The organism is Mesorhizobium sp. WSM4898 (genome assembly GCF_029625845.1).
GTDB lineage: Bacteria > Pseudomonadota > Alphaproteobacteria > Rhizobiales > Rhizobiaceae > Mesorhizobium.
Genome location: NZ_JARTVQ010000010.1, coordinates 1 through 18,838, shown reverse-complemented (window position 1 = coordinate 18,838; position 18,838 = coordinate 1). Strand labels below are relative to the sequence as shown.

At 61.5% G+C, this 18,838-nt stretch carries 29 protein-coding genes; 18 read left to right on the top strand and 11 right to left on the bottom strand.

Annotation, left to right across the window (positions count from 1 at the left end):
* The first annotated feature begins 36 nt into the window (after positions 1 to 36).
* A complete protein-coding gene (locus tag P9228_RS26920; protein ID WP_066992988.1) occupies positions 37 to 222 on the top strand; it encodes a hypothetical protein in 186 nt (61 codons plus the stop codon).
* Between the two features lie 54 nt (positions 223 to 276).
* Here the strand turns inward: P9228_RS26920 and P9228_RS26915 are convergent, their stop codons facing one another.
* The gene (locus tag P9228_RS26915) at positions 277 to 609 is read right to left on the bottom strand and encodes a hypothetical protein (protein ID WP_127215351.1); all 333 of its coding nucleotides are present in this window, start codon (positions 607 to 609) and stop codon (positions 277 to 279) included.
* 326 nt (positions 610 to 935) lie between these two features.
* Here P9228_RS26915 and P9228_RS26910 point away from each other — a divergent pair, with 326 nt between their 5' ends.
* The 5 genes from P9228_RS26910 to P9228_RS26890 all read left to right on the top strand — a co-directional run bounded on the left by P9228_RS26910 (position 936) and on the right by P9228_RS26890 (position 2,788).
* Positions 936 to 1,166, top strand: coding sequence for a hypothetical protein (locus P9228_RS26910; RefSeq protein WP_067321889.1), 231 nt, complete (start codon positions 936 to 938; stop codon positions 1,164 to 1,166).
* An 83-nt stretch (positions 1,167 to 1,249) separates the two neighbouring features.
* The gene (locus P9228_RS26905; RefSeq protein ID WP_095801495.1) at positions 1,250 to 1,411 is read left to right on the top strand and encodes a hypothetical protein; all 162 of its coding nucleotides are present in this window, start codon (positions 1,250 to 1,252) and stop codon (positions 1,409 to 1,411) included.
* 118 nt (positions 1,412 to 1,529) lie between these two features.
* Positions 1,530 to 1,835 (top strand): hypothetical protein, encoded by a 306-nt coding sequence (locus P9228_RS26900; protein ID WP_066992982.1) that lies wholly within the window; start codon positions 1,530 to 1,532, stop codon positions 1,833 to 1,835.
* Positions 1,836 to 2,178: 343 nt separating this feature from the next.
* Positions 2,179 to 2,478, top strand: coding sequence for a DUF982 domain-containing protein (locus tag P9228_RS26895; RefSeq protein ID WP_067321894.1), 300 nt, complete (start codon positions 2,179 to 2,181; stop codon positions 2,476 to 2,478).
* A 22-nt stretch (positions 2,479 to 2,500) separates the two neighbouring features.
* Positions 2,501 to 2,788, top strand: a complete 288-nt coding sequence (locus P9228_RS26890) for a DUF982 domain-containing protein (protein ID WP_067321896.1) — start codon at positions 2,501 to 2,503, stop codon at positions 2,786 to 2,788.
* A gap of 51 nt (positions 2,789 to 2,839) precedes the next feature.
* On the opposite strand, the gene P9228_RS26885 is transcribed toward P9228_RS26890, so the two are convergent.
* Positions 2,840 to 3,349, bottom strand: coding sequence for a DUF892 family protein (locus tag P9228_RS26885; RefSeq protein WP_066992977.1), 510 nt, complete (start codon positions 3,347 to 3,349; stop codon positions 2,840 to 2,842).
* A 212-nt stretch (positions 3,350 to 3,561) separates the two neighbouring features.
* Here P9228_RS26885 and P9228_RS26880 point away from each other — a divergent pair, with 212 nt between their 5' ends.
* Together P9228_RS26880 and P9228_RS26875 are read left to right on the top strand one after the other, a co-directional pair.
* Positions 3,562 to 3,750, top strand: coding sequence for a DUF3606 domain-containing protein (locus P9228_RS26880; protein WP_067321902.1), 189 nt, complete (start codon positions 3,562 to 3,564; stop codon positions 3,748 to 3,750).
* Between the two features lie 44 nt (positions 3,751 to 3,794).
* Complete coding sequence (locus P9228_RS26875; protein ID WP_278056501.1) at positions 3,795 to 3,917, top strand: hypothetical protein; 123 nt, start codon at positions 3,795 to 3,797, stop codon at positions 3,915 to 3,917.
* A 289-nt stretch (positions 3,918 to 4,206) separates the two neighbouring features.
* Here the strand turns inward: P9228_RS26875 and ligD are convergent, their stop codons facing one another.
* Positions 4,207 to 5,976: a DNA ligase D gene (gene ligD, locus P9228_RS26870; RefSeq protein WP_278056499.1), complete on the bottom strand. Its 1,770-nt coding sequence runs from the start codon at positions 5,974 to 5,976 to the stop codon at positions 4,207 to 4,209.
* A gap of 239 nt (positions 5,977 to 6,215) precedes the next feature.
* Here ligD and P9228_RS26865 point away from each other — a divergent pair, with 239 nt between their 5' ends.
* The gene (locus P9228_RS26865; protein ID WP_095824617.1) at positions 6,216 to 6,434 is read left to right on the top strand and encodes a hypothetical protein; all 219 of its coding nucleotides are present in this window, start codon (positions 6,216 to 6,218) and stop codon (positions 6,432 to 6,434) included.
* A 248-nt stretch (positions 6,435 to 6,682) separates the two neighbouring features.
* On the opposite strand, the gene P9228_RS26860 is transcribed toward P9228_RS26865, so the two are convergent.
* The 3 genes from P9228_RS26860 to P9228_RS26850 are packed head-to-tail and all read right to left on the bottom strand — an operon-like array spanning position 6,683 to position 7,323.
* Positions 6,683 to 6,940 carry a helix-turn-helix domain-containing protein gene (locus P9228_RS26860; RefSeq protein WP_278056637.1) on the bottom strand — a complete coding sequence of 86 codons (258 nt, stop codon included), beginning with the start codon at positions 6,938 to 6,940 and terminating at the stop codon, positions 6,683 to 6,685.
* Positions 6,941 to 6,962: 22 nt separating this feature from the next.
* Positions 6,963 to 7,145, bottom strand: a complete 183-nt coding sequence (locus tag P9228_RS26855; RefSeq protein ID WP_278056496.1) for a hypothetical protein — start codon at positions 7,143 to 7,145, stop codon at positions 6,963 to 6,965.
* Positions 7,129 to 7,323, bottom strand: a complete 195-nt coding sequence (locus P9228_RS26850) for a DUF3606 domain-containing protein (RefSeq protein WP_066992956.1) — start codon at positions 7,321 to 7,323, stop codon at positions 7,129 to 7,131. The genes P9228_RS26855 and P9228_RS26850 overlap by 17 nt, the downstream gene beginning before the upstream one ends.
* A 387-nt stretch (positions 7,324 to 7,710) precedes the next feature.
* Between P9228_RS26850 and P9228_RS26845 the strand changes: the two genes are divergently transcribed.
* The 5 genes from P9228_RS26845 to P9228_RS26825 all read left to right on the top strand — a co-directional run bounded on the left by P9228_RS26845 (position 7,711) and on the right by P9228_RS26825 (position 13,216).
* Positions 7,711 to 8,709 (top strand): L,D-transpeptidase, encoded by a 999-nt coding sequence (locus P9228_RS26845; RefSeq protein ID WP_095801500.1) that lies wholly within the window; start codon positions 7,711 to 7,713, stop codon positions 8,707 to 8,709.
* A 148-nt stretch (positions 8,710 to 8,857) separates the two neighbouring features.
* A complete protein-coding gene (locus P9228_RS26840) occupies positions 8,858 to 11,296 on the top strand; it encodes an FAD-dependent oxidoreductase (RefSeq protein WP_278056492.1) in 2,439 nt (812 codons plus the stop codon).
* Positions 11,296 to 12,405, top strand: coding sequence for a mandelate racemase/muconate lactonizing enzyme family protein (locus P9228_RS26835; RefSeq protein ID WP_278056491.1), 1,110 nt, complete (start codon positions 11,296 to 11,298; stop codon positions 12,403 to 12,405). Before P9228_RS26840 ends, P9228_RS26835 begins: the two co-directional genes overlap by 1 nt.
* 102 nt (positions 12,406 to 12,507) lie before the next feature.
* Positions 12,508 to 12,831, top strand: coding sequence for a DUF2934 domain-containing protein (locus P9228_RS26830; protein ID WP_067321922.1), 324 nt, complete (start codon positions 12,508 to 12,510; stop codon positions 12,829 to 12,831).
* 100 nt (positions 12,832 to 12,931) lie between these two features.
* Complete coding sequence (locus P9228_RS26825) at positions 12,932 to 13,216, top strand: photosystem reaction center subunit H (protein WP_095801503.1); 285 nt, start codon at positions 12,932 to 12,934, stop codon at positions 13,214 to 13,216.
* 144 nt (positions 13,217 to 13,360) lie between these two features.
* Here the strand turns inward: P9228_RS26825 and P9228_RS26820 are convergent, their stop codons facing one another.
* Positions 13,361 to 13,633: a PilZ domain-containing protein gene (locus tag P9228_RS26820; RefSeq protein WP_095783349.1), complete on the bottom strand. Its 273-nt coding sequence runs from the start codon at positions 13,631 to 13,633 to the stop codon at positions 13,361 to 13,363.
* A 165-nt stretch (positions 13,634 to 13,798) separates the two neighbouring features.
* Positions 13,799 to 13,948, bottom strand: a complete 150-nt coding sequence (locus P9228_RS26815) for a hypothetical protein (protein ID WP_095778956.1) — start codon at positions 13,946 to 13,948, stop codon at positions 13,799 to 13,801.
* 204 nt (positions 13,949 to 14,152) lie between these two features.
* Here P9228_RS26815 and P9228_RS26810 point away from each other — a divergent pair, with 204 nt between their 5' ends.
* Entirely contained in the window at positions 14,153 to 14,335 is a 183-nt protein-coding gene (locus tag P9228_RS26810) for a hypothetical protein (RefSeq protein ID WP_066992937.1), read from the top strand.
* A 178-nt stretch (positions 14,336 to 14,513) separates the two neighbouring features.
* On the opposite strand, the gene arsC is transcribed toward P9228_RS26810, so the two are convergent.
* From arsC to P9228_RS26795, 3 genes are read right to left on the bottom strand one after another with little or no spacing between them, the layout of a single operon-like run.
* Positions 14,514 to 14,924 carry an arsenate reductase (glutaredoxin) gene (arsC, locus tag P9228_RS26805; protein ID WP_067321933.1) on the bottom strand — a complete coding sequence of 137 codons (411 nt, stop codon included), beginning with the start codon at positions 14,922 to 14,924 and terminating at the stop codon, positions 14,514 to 14,516.
* On the bottom strand, positions 14,921 to 15,619 hold the full coding sequence (locus P9228_RS26800; protein ID WP_095824623.1) for an MIP/aquaporin family protein: 699 nt from the start codon (positions 15,617 to 15,619) through the stop codon (positions 14,921 to 14,923). The genes arsC and P9228_RS26800 overlap by 4 nt, the downstream gene beginning before the upstream one ends.
* On the bottom strand, positions 15,616 to 15,966 hold the full coding sequence (locus tag P9228_RS26795) for a metalloregulator ArsR/SmtB family transcription factor (RefSeq protein ID WP_278056477.1): 351 nt from the start codon (positions 15,964 to 15,966) through the stop codon (positions 15,616 to 15,618). Before P9228_RS26795 ends, P9228_RS26800 begins: the two co-directional genes overlap by 4 nt.
* Before the next feature lie 829 nt (positions 15,967 to 16,795).
* On the opposite strand from P9228_RS26795, the gene P9228_RS26790 reads away from it, so the two are divergent.
* From P9228_RS26790 to P9228_RS26780, 3 genes are all read left to right on the top strand, one after another.
* Positions 16,796 to 17,026: an RNA-binding protein gene (locus tag P9228_RS26790; protein WP_278056475.1), complete on the top strand. Its 231-nt coding sequence runs from the start codon at positions 16,796 to 16,798 to the stop codon at positions 17,024 to 17,026.
* A gap of 80 nt (positions 17,027 to 17,106) precedes the next feature.
* Positions 17,107 to 18,099, top strand: coding sequence for a P63C domain-containing protein (locus P9228_RS26785; RefSeq protein ID WP_278056474.1), 993 nt, complete (start codon positions 17,107 to 17,109; stop codon positions 18,097 to 18,099).
* A 38-nt stretch (positions 18,100 to 18,137) separates the two neighbouring features.
* Positions 18,138 to 18,838 (top strand): IS1 family transposase (locus tag P9228_RS26780; RefSeq protein ID WP_278056472.1); only part of this gene is annotated, 701 nt, incomplete at its 3' end.

Here is an 18,838-nt window from a genome sequence, read left to right as displayed (position 1 = left end):
GGGCTTCTTTCCGTTCGGTCGGAGGAGGATCCAACAATGACCGAACCCGGCGAAAGCAGTTCCCATAACCGGATCGACGACAAGCAGCTCGTCATTTTGCTGAAACAGAAAACAGGCATTTCGGACGCGCAAGCCAGGAGGCTGATAAAAGCGGTTGGACGCGATCGTCCTGCGCTGTTGCGGGAAGCCAGAATCATCAGGGCGAGGCACTCGGGCGTCTAGTTCACGCCGCCGCTTGAGCCGGTCGATGGACCTTTCCGAAAAACGGCCATCCCCTCAGCGTGCGACCAGCCGAGAAACCTTGAGCCGCGGCGCGAAGAAGCAGCGCAAATAGGGCTGATTGGTTATCACGTAGTTGTTTTCGCAGATATGATATTGGCCATCCGGTGATTCCTGAACCCGGTCTCGCGGGATGTTGAAACCGTCGGGCAAATAGGTATAGCCGCCGTCGGCTCTGGACCGCACCGAAGACTGAGGGATGGCGCGGCAATCTTGACTGCCGCAGCACTTGAATCTCGTTACCGGGTCAATCTTGTCTTCGTACCAATCATGCGCATTGGCGCCTGTTGCGGCGGCAATGCACATGGCTGTGAAGATGACCCTTCGCATGGCATTCCTCGTGTGCGGAGGCGCTGCTCATTCGGGCGTCATGTATATTAGCGTTGCGCCGAAAATGCCATTGCATCGCGAAGGCCCGGCACGGCAGCCGTCTGCCTCGCCCGCTCACACCAGCCATCGTTTTGGATGGTCTCGCCGGTCATGAACGCGTTCTGCATAAGATACAGACAGGCGGGCGCGCGATGTCGGAGGGCGTGGCGAAGCGCTTTTAGTCGTTGGTTGCTGCGTCTCGTTGCCCCAGAATCGCTTGTGCCTCCTGGCGGCATGCACAAGAATCGGCGGCTTGCGCAGACCTGCCGATTGCGAGATGGTGGGCGATGATCGCCGGTAGGTATCTGGATCACAAATTGGAATGCCCGTATTGCGGTGTGATCCGGTTGCAGATCCCCATCGATGCTCAACCCATTACCCAAATCCATTGTGCCGAATGCGGCAAATATCTGGGTACGTGGGACGAACTCCAGACCGACTTCGAGCGCCAGGGCGGCACCGAGGGGGTGTTCCGTCTGGACAAAGGGCGTATCCAGAAGCTCGCTTCCAGCCAATAACGGACCGCCGGTGGCAGCCAAGCCCGGAATTGGCGGGAACTAATTTCTGACTTGAAACGTTGCGCCGCCATAGGGGACTTCCCATGGCGCTCACATCTGACAGTCAGTCACAGGAAGCTGTTGTTCAACGGCTTGTCCGGGAGATCGGCATTACCGAAGCGCAGGCTTTGGAACTTGTTTCTTTCCTAGGCTTGAATTGGGGTTCGCTCGTTCGCGAGGCGAAGGCACTGTCGTTCAGGAAGTAGCCTGTTGACGAGCCAGATCCGGTTTTCTTGCACGCGTGCCAAGGCACGCGCTGGAAAGTGCGCAAAGATACATTAGCGATCGCTTGACGAATCCGCCGACCGCACCAGTCTTGCGTCTATGGCAAGAGGCATCAAGGTCGGAGACGAGGTCGCCATCACCGCAACGGTTCGCCGGCGGGTGACGGAGGACCGCGTCAGCGTGTCGATTCCCTCCTATGAGCAGCCGCATTCGATCATCGACCGCACGTCGACCGTGAAGAGAGGCCAGCCGATCGAGCTCGTCGGAGATGTAACGCGCGTCAATGGGGACCGGGTGACCGTGAAGCTCGGCGTACCGGTTACAGTGGACATCGATAAGGTCAGGCTGGTGACCACCAGCAAGCCTCCCGCGCGAAAGCCACCGGTGGTTCAGCGGCCGGCGTAAGGAAGACTGTGCGTGCCGGCAGTTCCGGACGGAAACCCGAGTCACGCTTTCTAGAATTGCTCCGGCAAAAACCCGCCCGGGGAGGAGCGCGGGCGGGTTTTCGCAAGAGCGGGCCACATGACTCGCTCACGGATGGCGGCCCTCATTTCGGAGCAAAGGTTCGCCCCGCCGCTGCGTACCGAACAGCAAGACCCGCGGAAGGTTCCCATCGAGCCGAACGCTCCCGCACGCGCCCTCATCTTGACGGCCAAAAACCGCAAACCCATATCGCAGCCAGGCCAGGATCGTTGAAGGTTCCGGCCCGTCTCAGAACTCAAATTGTTCGTTCGACTTGGAGGATCTTATGAACGATCGGATGTTTGACAGCCCTGTTTTCGTGAAGAGCGGGAACAGCCTCATCCAGGAAATCGCGTGCCTCGATGACGCCCTGGAATTTCTCTACGAATGGCCCAAGAACAGACGCGGCACCATCTACGAGACCGCCCTGCGTGCCTGTCAGCGAGCATTCGACAGCGACTATCCGCTAACGGCGGCCAGAGACGCGTTCTGCGGCTTCGCAAAGTCGGTCAAAATCCACGAGGACGTGAGTGTCACTTTGCCTTGGATGACCGGCAAGGGCCCAGGCAGCGGCGTGACTGCGTAGCCGCAAAAAGGAGGCAGTCACGATGCTTGCAAAACCGTTCGAAAAGCCGATCCGCGTCTGGGTCGGACTGGGATTTCCGCGTCAGCTGAACACTGTCGTAGATGCCTATCAGTTCGTCGCCGACTGGTGTGGCAACAGCCCTGAGCAGAAGGCGGCGATGCGTGCCTGCAAGGCCGCCTTGGCCGGCGAAATCGACGCAGAAACGGCGAGAGGCGTCTTCGTTGCCTTTGCCCGCCGGAAGGACATCCTCATCGAGGAGGGAGCAGTTCCGCTCCCAACTGGAAAGGCAGCCCAGCCGAAGCACGCTTGATGGGACCGAGGCGGCGGCCAACGCCGCCTCGTTTCACCTGTAGGACGCGAACTAGCGCTTGGCGCTGTCGCTGTCGGCATCGGCCCGGGCGAGGAATGTCTCGGTGACCTGCGGAAGATTGTCCTTCAGCCACTCGGCCATCGCTTCTTCTTCGCGCAGGTTCTGCTCACAGACCCGAGCAATCTCGGCTTCACCCACGGCTTCAGCGGCAGCCATGAGGATCGTATAGGAAGCGATCTCCATATGCTCGAAGGTGTAGCTGGCCAGAGAGCCTTTCATCACCTCGTCGCCGGCGAACACGCCGCTGATCGACTGCGCCATTGCGGTCAGTTTTCCGCCTGCGTCCTTCAGTGTTGACGAACCTTCTTCCAGGCCATCGAGGCAAGACTTCAATCGTCTCGCCTGCTCCTTGGTCTCGGCGAGGTGAGCGCGGATGCGTTCGCTGAGGTCCGGATAGCTCTCGAGCCGGCCCAGCTGGCCGGACAGCATCGTCTCGGCTTGCTCTTCCATTGCGTGAGCATCCCTCAGCCACTGGATCAGCCATTCGCGGGATTCGGACATAGTTTGTTCCTCCTAGTTGGGTGCGCCCGAACCACAAGGACTGCGGATTGTTCCGTGGCGAGAGTGACGGGAGTGGGCATGACGAGCAGCAGGCCCGCGGCTCCTCGAAAAGCGTCGCTGACAGGACGGAAGCCGCGTCCGCATACCAACCTCCCAGAGGCTGGAACATTCCCAAAGGGAGGCGGTTTTATTCCTATCCAGGAGGAACAACCATGGCAGACGACACGACCAAGCGTGATTTCCGCGACCGCGGCCGCGTGTCAGGCGATGAGGAATATGAGATCGCCCACTTCGCGAGGAAATTTCAGCTGACAATCCCCGAGGCTCGCGACCTCATCAAAAAGCACGGAAACGATCGTGCGACGCTGGAGCGCGAAGCAAGGGCGGTGGCGAGCCGCTGACGGGCGTTCGCACTTGTGCGGAGATACTGCGAAGGAGACTTGACATGGCTAATAACCTATCCCGCGAGGAGGAGCAGCGTGGCACCAGCAGGGTCTTCATGTGGGGTAGCGTCGCCGCGGCCGTAATCTTTGTGGCCCTTCTGGCGCTATTTTGGTTCGGCTCGTGATTGCCGTCGGCCACAATGGCAAAGACTTTGCGGCGTGCCTCAGCCCTGCTCGACCGGTCAGGGCTGCGTCCTTAACTTGAGATTTCGAAATGAGGCAACCGACGGCATGGGCGGGGGGCGATGGGGAGCCGTCGGTTACCAGGAACAGGGGCCATCGAATCAAAATATGCATAGGCCCTTATATGATCATGCCAGCAATTTGCGTTCTTGGAAACTGGTTCCGTCCGAAAATTCAATCGCCTATGACTAAGAACGCAGATTCGGGATGATCTTGGACGGGCCTCGCCCGCTACGCCGCATTTCGCTGAGCCGCCCTGAACGGATGGTCCATGGTAAACGCATCCGGCCGGATACGCCGCTCTACCTGCACCCAAGTAACGGGATGCGCGATGGGGAAGCCGGGGCGGGCCCGCGGCGAAAAAGCGCCGGCGGCCGTGTTGCCTCGCCCGTTGCGAAGATAGTCGATAAAGATGCGGCCCTTGCGGGCCGCCGGCGCGGCCGACAGCAAGTAGCGGTCGGGTTCTGCGTCGGCGAGGACCTGGGCAATCGACCTGGCGAGCTGCCGCGCGCGGTCGTGGGTCATTTTCGCCGCCAGCGGCGCCAACAAGTGAATGCCCTTGCCGCCCGTGACCTTCGGCCAGCTTTCCAGACCTGACGCTGCCATGATGTCCCGCAGCGCCAGCGCGGTCTCAGTCACTTGCGCCCATTCCACGCCCTCACCAGGGTCGAGATCCAGCACGATCCGGTCGGCATGCTCGATGTCATCCACCGTGGCATTCCACGGGTGGAGCTCGACCGCATCCATTTCGACCAGCCCGAGCAAGCCGTCGAGGTCGTCGACCCAGACCCGAGTGCCCTCCCCACCTTCTCGCTTCTCGACGCGCAGCTGGTGCACCGCTGCCGGGATCTCGGGCAGCGGTCCCTTGTGGTAGAAAGTTGCCCCGAAGGCATGACGGACGAGCTTCAGTGGGCGACGGCCGAGGTGCACCAGCGCCTGATCGGCGACCAGACTCCAATAGCGAACGAGCTCATCCTTGGAAGGCGAAACCGCATCGGGCAGCAGCTGCAAGATATTCTCACGCGGCACGCCGTGATCTCGGTCCGCTCTTCGTTTCGACGGCGCCGGCGGCTTTGGCGGGACGGCCACCAGGTCCTCGCGGAGCCCCTTGAACACGGCTTCGCGCAAGATCCCGCGATCGGTAACGCCGCTGAACTGCACCTCGGCCAGGACTTCGGGTCTCACCCAGGTCGCCTTTGGCTTCACAATGGGCTCCGACAAAGGCGATTTGCCGATGATCAGCGGATCGAGCCGTTCGCGAACGCGTCGCGCCACTTCAAGCGTATAACCGCTCTGAGCCTTGCCTGCATAAAGCAGCCGATCGCCCTCGCGCTTGCCGATATAGAGCGATGCGATCCGGCGCGGCTCAGCACCAAGCTTCTCGACGAACGCGACGATCGGAAAGGTGTCGCTCTTGATGCATTTGACCTTGACCCAGCTCGTCTGCACGCCGGAACGGTAGGGCGCGTCCGCGCGCTTCGACACGATCCCCTCCAGGCCCATCCGGCAGGCATGATCGAACATCTCCCTGCCGCTCACCTCCAGATGCTCGGCATAGGTCAGCGTCGGCGCGCTGTCCTTCAGCAGCGTTTCGAGCGCTGCCTTGCGCTCGACCAGCGGCTGCTGTCGCAGATCGCGACCGTCGAGGTGCAGCAGGTCGAAGGCATAGAAGATCAATCTCGAAGAGTTTGCGTTGCCCAACTCGCGCTCCAGCGCCTGGTAGTCAGGCAAGCCGGTGTCGCCGAGAACGACAGCCTCGCCATCAATGATCGCAGATTTCACCGGCAAGCCCGCCGCCGCCTGGACAATCCTCCTGTAGCGATGTGACCAGTCATAGCCGCGGCGCGTGAAGGCTCGCGCTGTTCCGCCCTCCACGATGAGCTGGGTTCGGTAACCGTCATATTTGATCTCGTGCAGCCATTCGCCGTCTTCGGGAGCTTTCTCGACCAAGGTGGGCGATTGGAACTCGATGAAGGAAAGCCGGTCTTTGCCGCTGGTCATGCACGCGCGACTCCACGAACCGCGACTCAAGCCGGAGCAGTCCCATCAGTTCCTTCCATTTTAGTAAAATCGTATGTTTGTCCAACTTGGCAAAGCGCGGCCTCGCAAAGGCAACGCGTTGCCCTCCGACCCGCAGAGTGCTCCGATTATCTGATCAGATGTTTTATCAGTTGAGTGCGGAACAATCCTTAGCCGGCGACGTTTGGCTGCGGGGTGGATCTTCTTCAGGTGGGCCGTCAATGAACAAGTCAATCGTAATGGATTCGGTCGAAATCGACACGCTGGAAGACAGGTATTACGTGCGCGTTATCGAGGATGGCGTTGTCACCATCAAGGGTTTCGGTTCCGAAGCGGACGCGAAAGCTTTTGCCAAGCACGAACACACGCGACTGGGACTTGACGCTGTCAAGCAGCCGGGCACCGGCCAAAAGCTGCGATACGGGTTTCCGGAAAGTTGATGCCGCCTCGAAGATCGAGGAGTCTCTGACTTCCCCTTCGGGAACGCCGGCAACGCGCGGCCGCGGTCCTGCCCTGCAAATAAGTCAGCCATGCGCGTCGTTCATTTGCCTGGTCGAGGTTGAACCAGCTTGAAGTCGAAGCTCTCCGGCAAACGTCCACGAGTGCTCACAGGCCTCACGGAGGACGCGACCTCCGGTTTGCGTGGACAGTTAGCTCGCTGCCAGCAGCGCTCGGCAGCGGGACTAGCTTAGCGGCGCTGTTTATGGCGATAGCCATTCATTTCGGGCCTGACGGCCGAAAGCGAGGGCCCCTTCGCCGTGAACACGACGCCCGCCGCCTCAAAAGCGCGACGGATGCGGATTCGTTTCTCGACCCGCAGAATTCTGATCCCGTTCTCGAAGTCGCGAATGGTCCCTTCGCCTAGGCTGGCCTTGGCGCCGAGGCGCACCTGCGACCAATGCAGGAGTTCTCGTGCGGCTCGCGACTCCTCTGGCGTCAAATCCATCAAGGGGTCTCCCCTAGGCTTTTCAGCTGTCAATTTCCAGCTTCGTGTGTCCCGACTGCTCGTGCCAGATCACCTGCCGGAGGTCGCCCCAGTCCACTGCCTGCCCGCAGGCGGGACATATCCGGAACTGGTCCTCTTCGTTGGCGGCTGCTCTGACCCGCAACCGGGCAAAGATCGGCGGCCCCAAATCAGAAAGCTTTGTCACCCAGCTTCCTTGCCTCACGTTGCAAAATCTTACGGTCGTTGCCGTGCTCGCTGATCAGTTCCCGAACCTGTTCAGGTGTGATGCGATGCTGCTTGGCAAAGTAGCGAACCTCATAATCGTCGTCCGCCGACACACGGTCGCGGTCCCGGAAATCGCGCTTCGTTTTGACGTCTGCCATGGTTGCTCCTCCTGGCAAAACGAACACCGGGAAGGCAGGAATGTTCCAAACCGCTAATATGTGCGTGAAGCGCTACGGCCGGGATGGGGTCGGCCACGGCATTGCCTGGGGCTGAGGCGTCAAGTGAAGTAACCGGCGGCATGGGCGGGGGGCGTTGGGGAGCCGCCGGTCACCAGGCAAGGGCCCATCGAATCAGAGAATGCATAGACCCTTATATGATCATGCCAGCATTTTTCGCTCTTGGGAACTGGTTTCGGCATAAAATTCAAGATCGTACGCCCAAAGGTGCACGTTCTAATGATTTTCACGCCGGCGCTGCGACAGGAACCAGATCGGCACGCCCGCGTCATAAAGACAGGTTTCTGTCGTAACCCGGGAGTGAAGTCGATGGTCCGGCTCTTCGTTGTCGCTGCCGTGGCGCTCGCGCTCGCATGCAGCGGAGCTCAGGCGGCGAGGCTTGACCTCGACGCGGTCAATCAGGCGCAATTCAGCGAGGGCGAGCCGAAGGACGTCAGTCCGATGCTTCTCAAGGCGCAGATCCTTCTCGATCGCGCCCGCTTCTCGCCGGGCCTGATCGACGGTCGCCTCTCCGACAATTTTGCCAAAGCCGTGGCGGCGTTCCAGGCGGCGAACGGACTGGCTTCCGACGGCAAGCTCACACGCGAGACCTGGGACAAGCTGACGGCGAGCTCCGCCGAGCCGGTTCTGGTGGCATATGAGGTCACGGTCAAGGACGTGCGCGGCCCCTTTACCAGGCGCATTCCCACCCGCCTGGAGCGGATGGCTCGTCTGAAGCGCCTCGGCTATCGCAACGCGCGGGAGAGGCTGGCCGAGCGTTTCCACATCAGCGAACAATTGCTGAAGACGCTCAACCCGCGCGTCGGGTTCCGGAAGGCAGATGTGAGCCTCGTAGTGCCCGATCTCGGACGGGGCGACGCCCCGGCGGAGATCGAGACCATCGAGGTCGACAAGGCATCCCGCCAGGTCCGCGCGCTCGATCCATCAGGCAAGCCGGTTGCGGTCTATCCGGCCTCGATCGGCAGCGAGGAAAAGCCGGCGCCGAGCGGCGCCGCGGAGGTCAAACGCGTGGTGCGCAATCCGACCTATCACTACAATCCGAAATTCGCCTTCAAGGGGGTCAAGAGCAAGCGGCCCTTCACCATCGCCAAGGGACCGAACAATCCGGTGGGATCGGTCTGGATCGACCTCTCGATCGAAAGCTATGGCATCCACGGCACGCCGGATCCCGGCAAAATCGGGACGACCTACTCGCATGGCTGCATCCGGCTGACCAACTGGGATGCCGAAGACCTCGCCGCTATGGTCAAGCCGGGCACGAAAGTCGAGTTCAAGGACGAGACGGCGCAGGACGGGCAGGCGCAGTAAAAACGCCGGGAGGAGCGAGCCGCCAAGGCGGGATCGCTGCATAAGCCTAATTTATCGTTACCCCTAGTTTTTCAGAACGTTACACGGCCTTCCGTCGCCTGTAGCTTCGGCGGCGCGCTTTTGAAAACGATCTGGAATTGGTGGTTCGATGCAAGCACATGCGAGAGTGGTGATCGTCGGCGGAGGATGCGTCGGCGCCGGCATCCTTTACGGCCTGGCCAAGCGCGGCTGGACCGACGTTGCGCTGCTCGAGCGGACCCAGCTTACGGCCGGCTCCACCTGGCATGCGGCGGGCCTGATCCCGTCCTATACCCGCAACATCAATGTCGGCCGCATGATCAAGAAGACCATCGAGATCTATGAAGGGCTGGAGGCCGAAACCGGCCAGCCGGTCGGCTGGCACAAATGCGGCCAGCTGCGCATCGCCAACAGCCGCGACCGGCTCGACGAATTCAAGAGCTATATGAGCGTCGCCGACGTCCAGGGCATGCGCGCTGAGTTGCTGACGCCGGGCGAAGCGAGGCGGCTGGCGCCACTGCTCGACAACGACCACATGCTGGGCGCGCTTTATCATCCCGATGACGGCCACATCGCGCCGGCCGACGTGACCATCGCCATGGCCAAAGGCGCGCGGGATCTGGGTGCCAAGGTGTACTTGAACACCGAGGTCACCGGCTTCAGGCGCACGCCCGGCGGCGAATGGCTCGTCCAGACTAACAAGGGCGACATCACCTGCGAGCACGTGATCTCCGCCACCGGCAATTATGCGCGCCAGACCGGGGCACTGCTCGGCCTCGATATCCCGGCGATCCCGATCCTGCACCAGTACTGGATCACCGAAGCGGTGCCGGAAATCGTCGAGCGGAAAAGGCAGGGCCGCCCCGAAATGCCGATCCTGCGCGACGAAGGGTTCGAGGGGTATCTGCGCGAAGAAGGCGACGGGCTGATGTTCGGGCCTTACGAGCGCACGGCGAACCTGAAACTGTTCGCCGAGGACGGCGTCCCTTCCTGGTTCGGCGCCGACCTCGTCGAAGAAGATTTCGAGGCGGTGTCGTGGAACTGGGAGCAGGCTCTGCAGCTGGTGCCGGCGCTGGGGCGCGTCGGCATCAAGGCCAATGTGCGCGGACCGTTCCAGATGACCGCGGACGAGCTTCCCTTGATGGGGCCGGCCTGGGGTCTGCCGAATGTGTGGCTGGCCGAAGGCGTGCCGGGCGGCATCCTGTGGGGCGGCACGATCGGCTATTACCTGTCGGAACGGATCCTCGAAGGCGGCAACAGCCTCGACACCTCGGATCTCGATCCGCGCCGCTTCGGCGACTACGCCAACAAGGCCTGGACGCGCGAAAAGGTCCGCGAGGCCTGGGGCACACATGCGGAGCAGAAATATCCGGGACAGGACATGCCCGCCGCCCGGCCGCAGAAGACCGCGCCTTCCTATGACAGGCTGACCGAGCTCGGCGCGGTCTGGGGCGTTCTCAATGGCTGGGAGATGCCCAACTGGTTCGCACGCGACGGCGTCGAAGCCAAGGACCAGTATAGCTGGCGATGGACGCCGAAGGGGAACCTCGTCGCCGAGGAAGTCCAGGCGGTGCGCACTGCCGTCGGCCTGGTCGAGATGACGCCCATGACCAAGTTCGAGGTCTCCGGACCGAACGCGGCCGCCTGGCTGGACAGGATCATTGCCAATCGCTTGCCGGCGGTCGGAAAGGTGACGCTGGCGCATCACCTTACTGCGGGCGGCGGCGTGCAGGCGGAGTACATGGTGGCGCGGCTCGGAGAAGACCTGTTCTACCTGATCTCGACGCCGCGCGCCGAGCGCTGGAATTTCGACGATCTCTCAAGGCTGCTGCCCGCCGACGGCAGCATATCACTGAAGAACGTCACCAACGATAGCGGCTGCTTCACCGTCGTCGGGCCCAAGGCACGCGAAGTGCTGCAGCCGCTGACCGAGATCGATCTTTCGAACGAAAAGTTCCCGTGGTTCAGCGTGGCGACCGGCAGCGTCGCACTGGCCAGCGACGTGCGGCTGCTGCGCGTCAACTATGAGGGCGAGCTTGGCTGGGAACTCTATCACCCGCTGTCCTATCAGCGGCAGCTGCTGGATGCCATCCTCAAGGAGGGCGAGAAGCACGGCATGCGGCTTGTCGGGCTGCATGCGCTGGAGTCGCTCAGGCTCGAAAAATCCTATCGCGCCATGTATCGCGACATGAACCCTGAGCTCAACGCGCTGGAGAGCGGGCTCGAGCGCTTCATCCGCCTCGACAAGGGCGATTTCGCTGGCCGCGAGGCGGTGTTGAAATACAAAGCGAGGAACGACCAGCGCCGGTCGGTGACGCTCAAGATCGAAACCGACGGCGCGAGCACGCTTGCCTCCGAGGGCCTTTATATCGACGGCGAGCTTGTCGGGCGCATTACGTCGGGCGGCTACGGCTATGCGCTCGGCCATGACGTGGCGCTGGCCCTTCTGCCGGAACGTCTGAGCAAACCCGGCACCAAGCTCGAGGTCGCCATTTTGGGGGAATGGAAGATCGCCGAGGTGATCGCGGACTCGCCTTACGATCCGACCTCGGCCAGGGCGCGTATGTGATGCGCGTCGATCGGATCAACGTCTATTCGGCGCAGTTGCCCGTCAAAGGCGGCATCTACCGCATGGCCAGCGACGACGTGGAGTCGCTGGACTCCACCCTTGTCGAGATAGTGACCGATGACGGCTTGACCGGCTGGGGCGAGACTTGCCCGATCGGACCGGTCTATCAGCCGCACCATGCGCTGGGCGCCCGCGCGGCGATCGCCGAAATCGCCCCGGGTCTGATCGGTGCGGAGATCGCTTCGATCAGACTGCTTGCGAAACAGATGGATGAGCGCCTGAACGGACATGGCTATGCCAAGGCCGCGTTCGACATGGCCTTTCTCGACCTGCTCGGCCAAAAGCTCGGCGTGCCGGTCTCGACGCTGCTGGGCGGCGCGCTGACCGATCGCGTGCCGGCCTATTATTCGCTGATCGTAGGTCCGCCGGACGAAACGGCGAGGATCGCCGCCGACAAGGTGAAGGCCGGCTATCCGCGCCTCCAAGTGAAGATCGGCGGGCGCAACCTCGAAGAAGACGTGGCCGTCGTGCACAAGGTCTGGGAAGCTGTCGGCTACAAGGCGCGCATCGCGGTCGACGGCAACCGGGGCCTGACAATCGCGTCGGCAATCCATCTCGACCGGCTTTGCCACGCCATCCCCTTCGTCTTCGAACAGCCCTGCAACACCATGGATGAAGTCGCTACGCTGAAGGGCCGGGTGACGCATCCGGTCTATCTCGACGAGAGCACCGAGGACCAGAACGCGGTGCTGCGAGCGATCTCCATGGGCATCGCCGACGGCTTCGGCTTCAAGGTGACGCGCCTCGGCGGCCTCACGAAGATGACAACCGTGCGCGACCTTTGCGCCATTCGCTCGCTGCCGCACAGCTGCGACGACGCCTGGGGCGGCGACATCATCGCGGCGGCCTGTGTCCATCTTGCTGCCACGGTCGAGCCGCGCCGGATGGAGGGAGCCTGGATCGCCCAGGAATATATCGACGGGCATTTCGACCGGAAGAACCCGGTCGTGATCGAAAAGGGCTTCATAGCCGTGCCGCAGCGGCCGGGCCTGGGCGTCAAACCGGAACCCGGGACATTCGGCAAGCCGCTGGCGACTTACGGAGCCTGACCACCGGCCAGGCTTTGGCTGGCGCCAGCCGATCACTTCTTGGGCCTCGGGGATCGTTCCGCCTCATCCCGCGTTGAGTGGCACGCAAAGGGAGGAACGGCAATGGATGATGATCGGACCGAGAAGATCAGGCAGCGTGCCTATGAGCTCTGGCAGCGCGAGGGCAGCTTGCATGGCGACCATGAGCGGCACTGGCGCCAGGCCGAGATGGAGATCGATCGCGAGGCGGCGCTGCCGCTCACGGCAGACGATGCGCTGCCTGGAACGCGCGAGATCGACAGCGCGGATGTGCTGACGGTCGAGGCGCTTGCAATACGCACCGGCATATCGGCCCAAGAAGCGCAGGAGTTGCTCGACAGGCTGGGCAGCGACCGCGCCGCGATCGAGCAGGCGGCGCGGAGCATCCGGGCACGGAAAGGGCTGTAGGTCAGGAACCACGACGCGTGCGACGGTTGCCGGCATTCGACGTCGGCGGAACCCTCGTTGCCATCGACAGTTCCTCCTGTCTAACCACAGGAGACCTGTCATGGATCATACCAACCACGTGAGGCTGACAAACGCCGAATTGACTCCCAGCGTTCTCGAAGGCGCCACCATCTACGGCCCCGACGACGAAAAGATCGGTTCGGTCGACCACATGCATGGCAGCCAGGTCGTCATCGATGTCGGCGGCTTCCTCGGCATCGGTGCAAAGCCGGTCGCCGTCAGCGCCAACCAATTGGATTTCATGCGCGACGAGGACGGCGACGTCCACGCCGTGACCAGATGGACGAAGGACCAGCTGAAGTCGATGCCCGAGCATCACGACTGAGCACGGGAGGGTCCGACGAGAGCCGGGCCTCCATTCAGCAGGTCGCGCTCGGCGGCCTGCACGTGGCCGCAGTGCTCACGAGACGACCGCGGTGGAGAGGCCGGCGACGCCGCTCCGCCCCGTTGCCGGGGCTAACGAAGGCCGTCAGCCCTTCATTGAATTGCTGTAGACCTGCACGCCGACGCGCTCGTTGCGGCGCCAGCGCACCACGGCCCGATAGACGGCGTCGTCATCGGGAACAATGAGCGTGAAACGGTCGGGCAATTCCACCTGCGGCCCGACGCGCAGTTCGGCGCCATGCTCGTGCTGGTTACGCACGGAGCACTTGATGCTGGCGTCGCCGGTGACGATCGTGGCCTCCTTCAGCACGAATTCTCGTGAATGAAGACGGCGCTCTAAGTGGGGAAAGGTGGCCATGATGCACTGGTCCCGAAACTTGCCCGGCGGGCTCAAACTCAATCGCCCGACGCACCACCCTAGCGCGGACGTGTTTCCGTTCCGTTAGCGTTTTCTAATCACTGCCCACCCGCCCATCCGTTTCGGCACAGGCGGCGCCGGACCGAACGAGCTTGTCGCATGCCGCTAATGCCGCTTGAAATACTGCACCTCGCGCTCGTGCTTTTCGGCAGCCTCGCGCGACTTGAAGGTGCCGAGATTCCGGCGTTTGCCGGTCCTCGGATCCACCTTGCGCGAATAGAGCCGGTAGTCGCCGGACTTCAGCTTGCGGATCATGGGACACCTCCTCTGCTCGTAAGTCTAATCCACTCGACCTGTCCAGGGTTCCAGCAGCGAACGTGATCCATTTCACGGAAGCGCCGCGCCGAATGTCGGAATCGACGCGGTAGCGACACGATTGGGTCGGATTATTTGTACTCAAACGACTTCCGCGGCGTTAGTCTTTGCGTCCGCGAGCATGCCGGACTGGAGGAGGGTGAGATGGCGACGGCCAAGCTTCACGGCGTTGAACTCGTCAAGGGCCAGAGGTGGACGGTGCGCGTCACCGCCTACGGCACAACGATGACCTTCCCTTTCGAAGCCGAGCAATATGCGCGCTCCTATGCCGATGGTCAGGCCTTCCGCCTTGGCGTCGAGGTGGTCGAGTTGAAGGACTGCGCCTGAGCGGCTGCCGGCGTAGCGATCGCCGCCATGGGTTCGCCGCGCGACAAATCTATCGCCAAGCTCCGATAGCGGCGGACCTTATGCAGAAACTGGCAAGAAGTCGGTGTCGTGCCGCATCACTTTGTCGACCCGTTCGCAAACCACGAGCCTCGATCTACTTCATGAAGCATCTGGCGTTCTAGGTTTGCGGCAACCAGGCAACCTTCTCGCCATCCTCCTTGATGAATTCGCGCACGGGGTTGTCGAGCAGCGGCAGCACCGCCTCCGACGGCCGGCAGAGCCTCGTGCCCTTGGGCGTCTCCACGATCGGCCGGTTGATGAGTATCGGATGGGCGAGCATGAAACCGATCAGCTCGTCGTCGCTCCATTTCGGATCGGCGAGGCCAAGCTCCGCGTAGGGCGTGCCTTTCTCCCGCAACAGGTCGCGCGGGGTGATGCCCATCGCCGCGATCAATTCGAGTAGCCGTTCGCGGCTCGGCGGCGCCTTCAGATATTCGATCACCATCGGCTCCTCACCGCTGGCGCGGATCATGGAAAGCGTGTTGCGCGAGGTGCCGCAAGCGGGGTTGTGGTAGATGGTGACCGTCATGGCTCGGCTTTCAGTGGCTCGGATTGCTCGATGGATTCGGGCCGCAGCAGCCATCCCATCAGCGCCAGCGCGATAAAGGCGCCGAGCAGTTCGGCGACGATGAAACCCGGGAGATCGGCCGGCCTGATGCCGGAAAAGCTGTCGGTGAGCGCACGCGCCACGGCGACGGCCGGATTGGCGAAGGACGTAGAGGCGGTGAACCAGTAGGCGGCGGTGATGAAGAGGCCTACCAGCCATGGCACAGCCCGTCGCTCGAAGCGCAGGCCGGCGAGAATTACAGCGACCAGGCCGAATGTCGCGACAATCTCCGAAAACCATTGCGCCGGTCCGGCGCGCAGCTTGGTCGCGATCTCCAAGGGCGGCAGGGCGAACATGAGGTGCGCGGCGATCGTGCCGGCGATGCCGCCGGCGAACTGCGCGGCGAGATAGGCAGGCAGATCGCGCGGCGGGAGCGACCGGTTCAAACAGAAGACGAGCGAGACGGCCGGATTGAAATGCGCCCCGGAGATCGGTCCGAGGATGGTGATCAACACCACCAGCATGGCGCCGGTCGCGAGCGTGTTGGCGAGCAGCGCCAGCGCGGTGTCATGCGTCAGCGTCTCCGCCATGATGCCGGAACCGACCACCGTTGCCACCAGCAGGCCGGCGCCCAGGGCTTCAGCAACGGCACGTCGCGGCAGATCGTAAGAGATCATTGCCGGGGCCCCTCGCCCGGCCGGCAGCACGGGGCGGCGAGCGCCGGCGCGCAGATTTCCGGCCGGCCCGAGCAGCAATCCTCCATCAGGAAGCGGATCAGAGCGGAAAGCGCATCGTATTCCGCGTTGTAGACGATCGAGCGTGCGTCGCGGCGCGTGCCGACTAGGCCGGCGCGCTCCAGTTCCTTGAGATGGAAGCTGACATTGGACGGAGAGACCTCGACCTGTTCGGCAAGCGAACCGGCGGCGATGCCGTCCGGCCCGGCAACCACCAGCAACCGAAGCAGTTTCAGCCGCGTTTCCTGCGACAGCGCACCAAAGGCCATCAGGGCTTGTCGCTCATCCACGTTTCAACAATCCTTGAAATATTGAAACGAGGCATAGCCGACATGCTCACTCCTGACAAGAAATATCATCCCCGCTCCTAGATTGGATCCTCGGACCTGACCATCGGCGATCTGCTCCACACGCTGGCTGATTGCCAAGACAAGCCGCTGGTGTTTCGTTACGACGGCCGGCCGGTGAAATTTCCACCCCCATCTAGGATAGTGGGTCGGTTTGAAACCGCGGGTTAGCCCAAACTCCCCGTCCATCACGCTCTATTGAGCGAATGTGAATGATCCCCAGCTTCCTCTGAACCCGTGATTGTGATGAATATCCGACCGCCAGAGCACACCCAACAATGTCGCTCTCAGCAAGGAAAAGGGCTCGCGCCTAAACGCCGCGAGCCCTTCTCTTTTTACGTCACGCGCTTTTTTGTAAGGGCGGCGCACTGTTGGCTTCTCGGCTTCGACAAGCGCAACGATGATCGCGCTTCTCCCAACGCTTGTCGGTGACGCCCGCTTCCGCCTGTTTCCGGACGGGGCCTAGGCGAAAGCGCCTATTCTGATTGGGTGGACTTTCAAATGACCCACTACCCAAATTAGGGTAGTGTCTCAGTTTGAAATTTGACCGGCTATCAACCGGCACCTCTCGCCTGTCGCGCCGGCCAGCGAACTCCTATATGCTTAGCGGAAAGCAACGGAGGTTTCATGCGCGGGCTTTATCGAGACGGACAGTGGGCGCAGATTTCGGACGGGAAGAACTCGATTCCGATACCAAGGGCGCGATACGAAGAACAGGCTTATTAGCCTCCCTTCGATAAACTGCCCACGAAAGAGCAGTACGAGGCAAAGAATGCCGGTAGGACCTAAAGGCCAGAAGCGCCCAGCCGACGTGATCGGCAACGCCGTCCGCGTCATGCGCATTGCCACTGGCGAGGAAGCCGAGGACACGCCGGACGACGGCAAGAGTGCCGCCGCCAAAGAGCTAGGCTCGAAGGGCGGAAAGAAGCGCGCCGCCAATATGTCACCGGAACGGCGCGCCGAGATCGCGAAGAAGGCGGCGGAAAGCCGCTGGAAGAAGTAGTGCACACACTCCGATAATCGGTGCTTGCACAAGTCTCGTGCACAGGGTACGACGCCCATGTCTGTGCACGAGGAAAAGCCATGCCTGCTTCTGACAAGAAAGTAGCCCGCGCCAAGCAAGGCGCTGCCGCACGCTGGTCTGACGAAACTGTCCGCTTCGCGATTGACGAGGGCGAAGTTCAATTCGGTGATCTCACCTTCCGCTGCGCTGTGCTTGATGATGAATCCAGGGTCATCAACGGCACCGAGTTTATGCGGGTCATGGGCATCTATCGCAGCGGTGCACTTTCCACGCGCCGATCCGAAGATGACGAGATCTATTTCCCGCTTCATCTGGCCTTCAAGAACTTGCGTCCATTCATTCTGGAGGACGTTGATCTCGTTGAGGCGCTGCGAGAGCCAATCCGCTACCGCAGTGTTAAAGGCAGCATCGCGGAAGGCATCCCCGCTCAAGTTCTGCGCCGAATTTGCAGCGTTTGGGTCCGTGCACGAGCTGCCGGCGTTTTGGGTACCTCGCAGCGGAATGTAGCTGATAAAGCAGAAACACTGCTCAATGCGCTTGCCGATGTGGCGATTATCGCCCTTATCGATGAAGCAACCGGCTATCAAAAACGCCGTGCACATAACGAGCTGCAAAAAATTCTCAGCGCATATATTGCTGCTGAACTTCTACCTTGGCAAACTCGCTTTCCAATATCCTACTATGAGCAAATATATCGGGTAATGGGATGGCCATATGACGCGTCAACTACAAAGAGGACAGCGTACATTGGTAAGCTCACGAACAAGCTGATCTACGAGAAGCTTCCCCCGGGCGTTCTGCCCCAGCTTCGCCGGAAGAATCCAACGGATGCGACCACGAAACGGCGCAAGCACAAGCACTTCCAGTTTTTGACCGAAGACGTCGGCAACGTGCACTTGGATAAGCAGATATCCGCGATCACAACGCTGCTGCGGGCTACGCCAAGCGGCAACTGGCGGTTCTTCGAGACGCTGTTCAACAATGCCTATCCGCCGCCGCAGGGTGATCTCTTCGCCGGCCTTGATGTCGAGCGTCTTCTAGATGAAAAATGATGCTTGACACTAAGCATAAAAGTTCACATATTAGGGGCATGAACAAGCTGCCCCTTCAAACCCGCGTCCAAATCCTCACCATGCTCTGCGAGGGTAGCTCGATGCGGTCGATCTCCCGCGTTGCCGACGTGTCGATCAACACCGTTTCCAAGCTGTTGGTCGATGCCGGCAAATTCTGTGCCGACCTTCACGACCGCGAGGTCCGCAACGTGACTTCCAAGCGCGTCCAGTGCGATGAAATCTGGTCGTTCGTTGGTGCCAAGGCCAAGAACGTTTCGAGCATGAAGCAGCCGGTTGAAGGCGCTGGCGACGTGTGGACTTGGACCGCTCTGCACAGCGACAGCAAGCTTATCATTTCCTGGCTGGTCGGCGGTCGCGACGGCGAATATGCGCTCGCCTTCATGGACGACGTGAAGGGCCGACTTGCCAACCGCGTCCAGCTTACGACCGATGGTCACCGCGCCTATCTTAATGCGGTCGAGGAAGCCTTTGGCGCGGACATCGATTACGCCATGCTTGTGAAGCAGTACGGCGAGCCGGAGAGCAACAAGTCGCCGGAACGCCGCTACAGCCCGGCCGTCTGCACTGGCGCGACAAAGACGCGGATCGAAGGCAATCCGGACCCAGTGCATGTCAGCACGTCGCATATCGAGCGCGCCAACCTCACCATGCGGATGGCAAACCGTCGTTTCACGCGCCTTACCAATGCGTTCTCAAAAAAGTTCGACAACCACGTCCA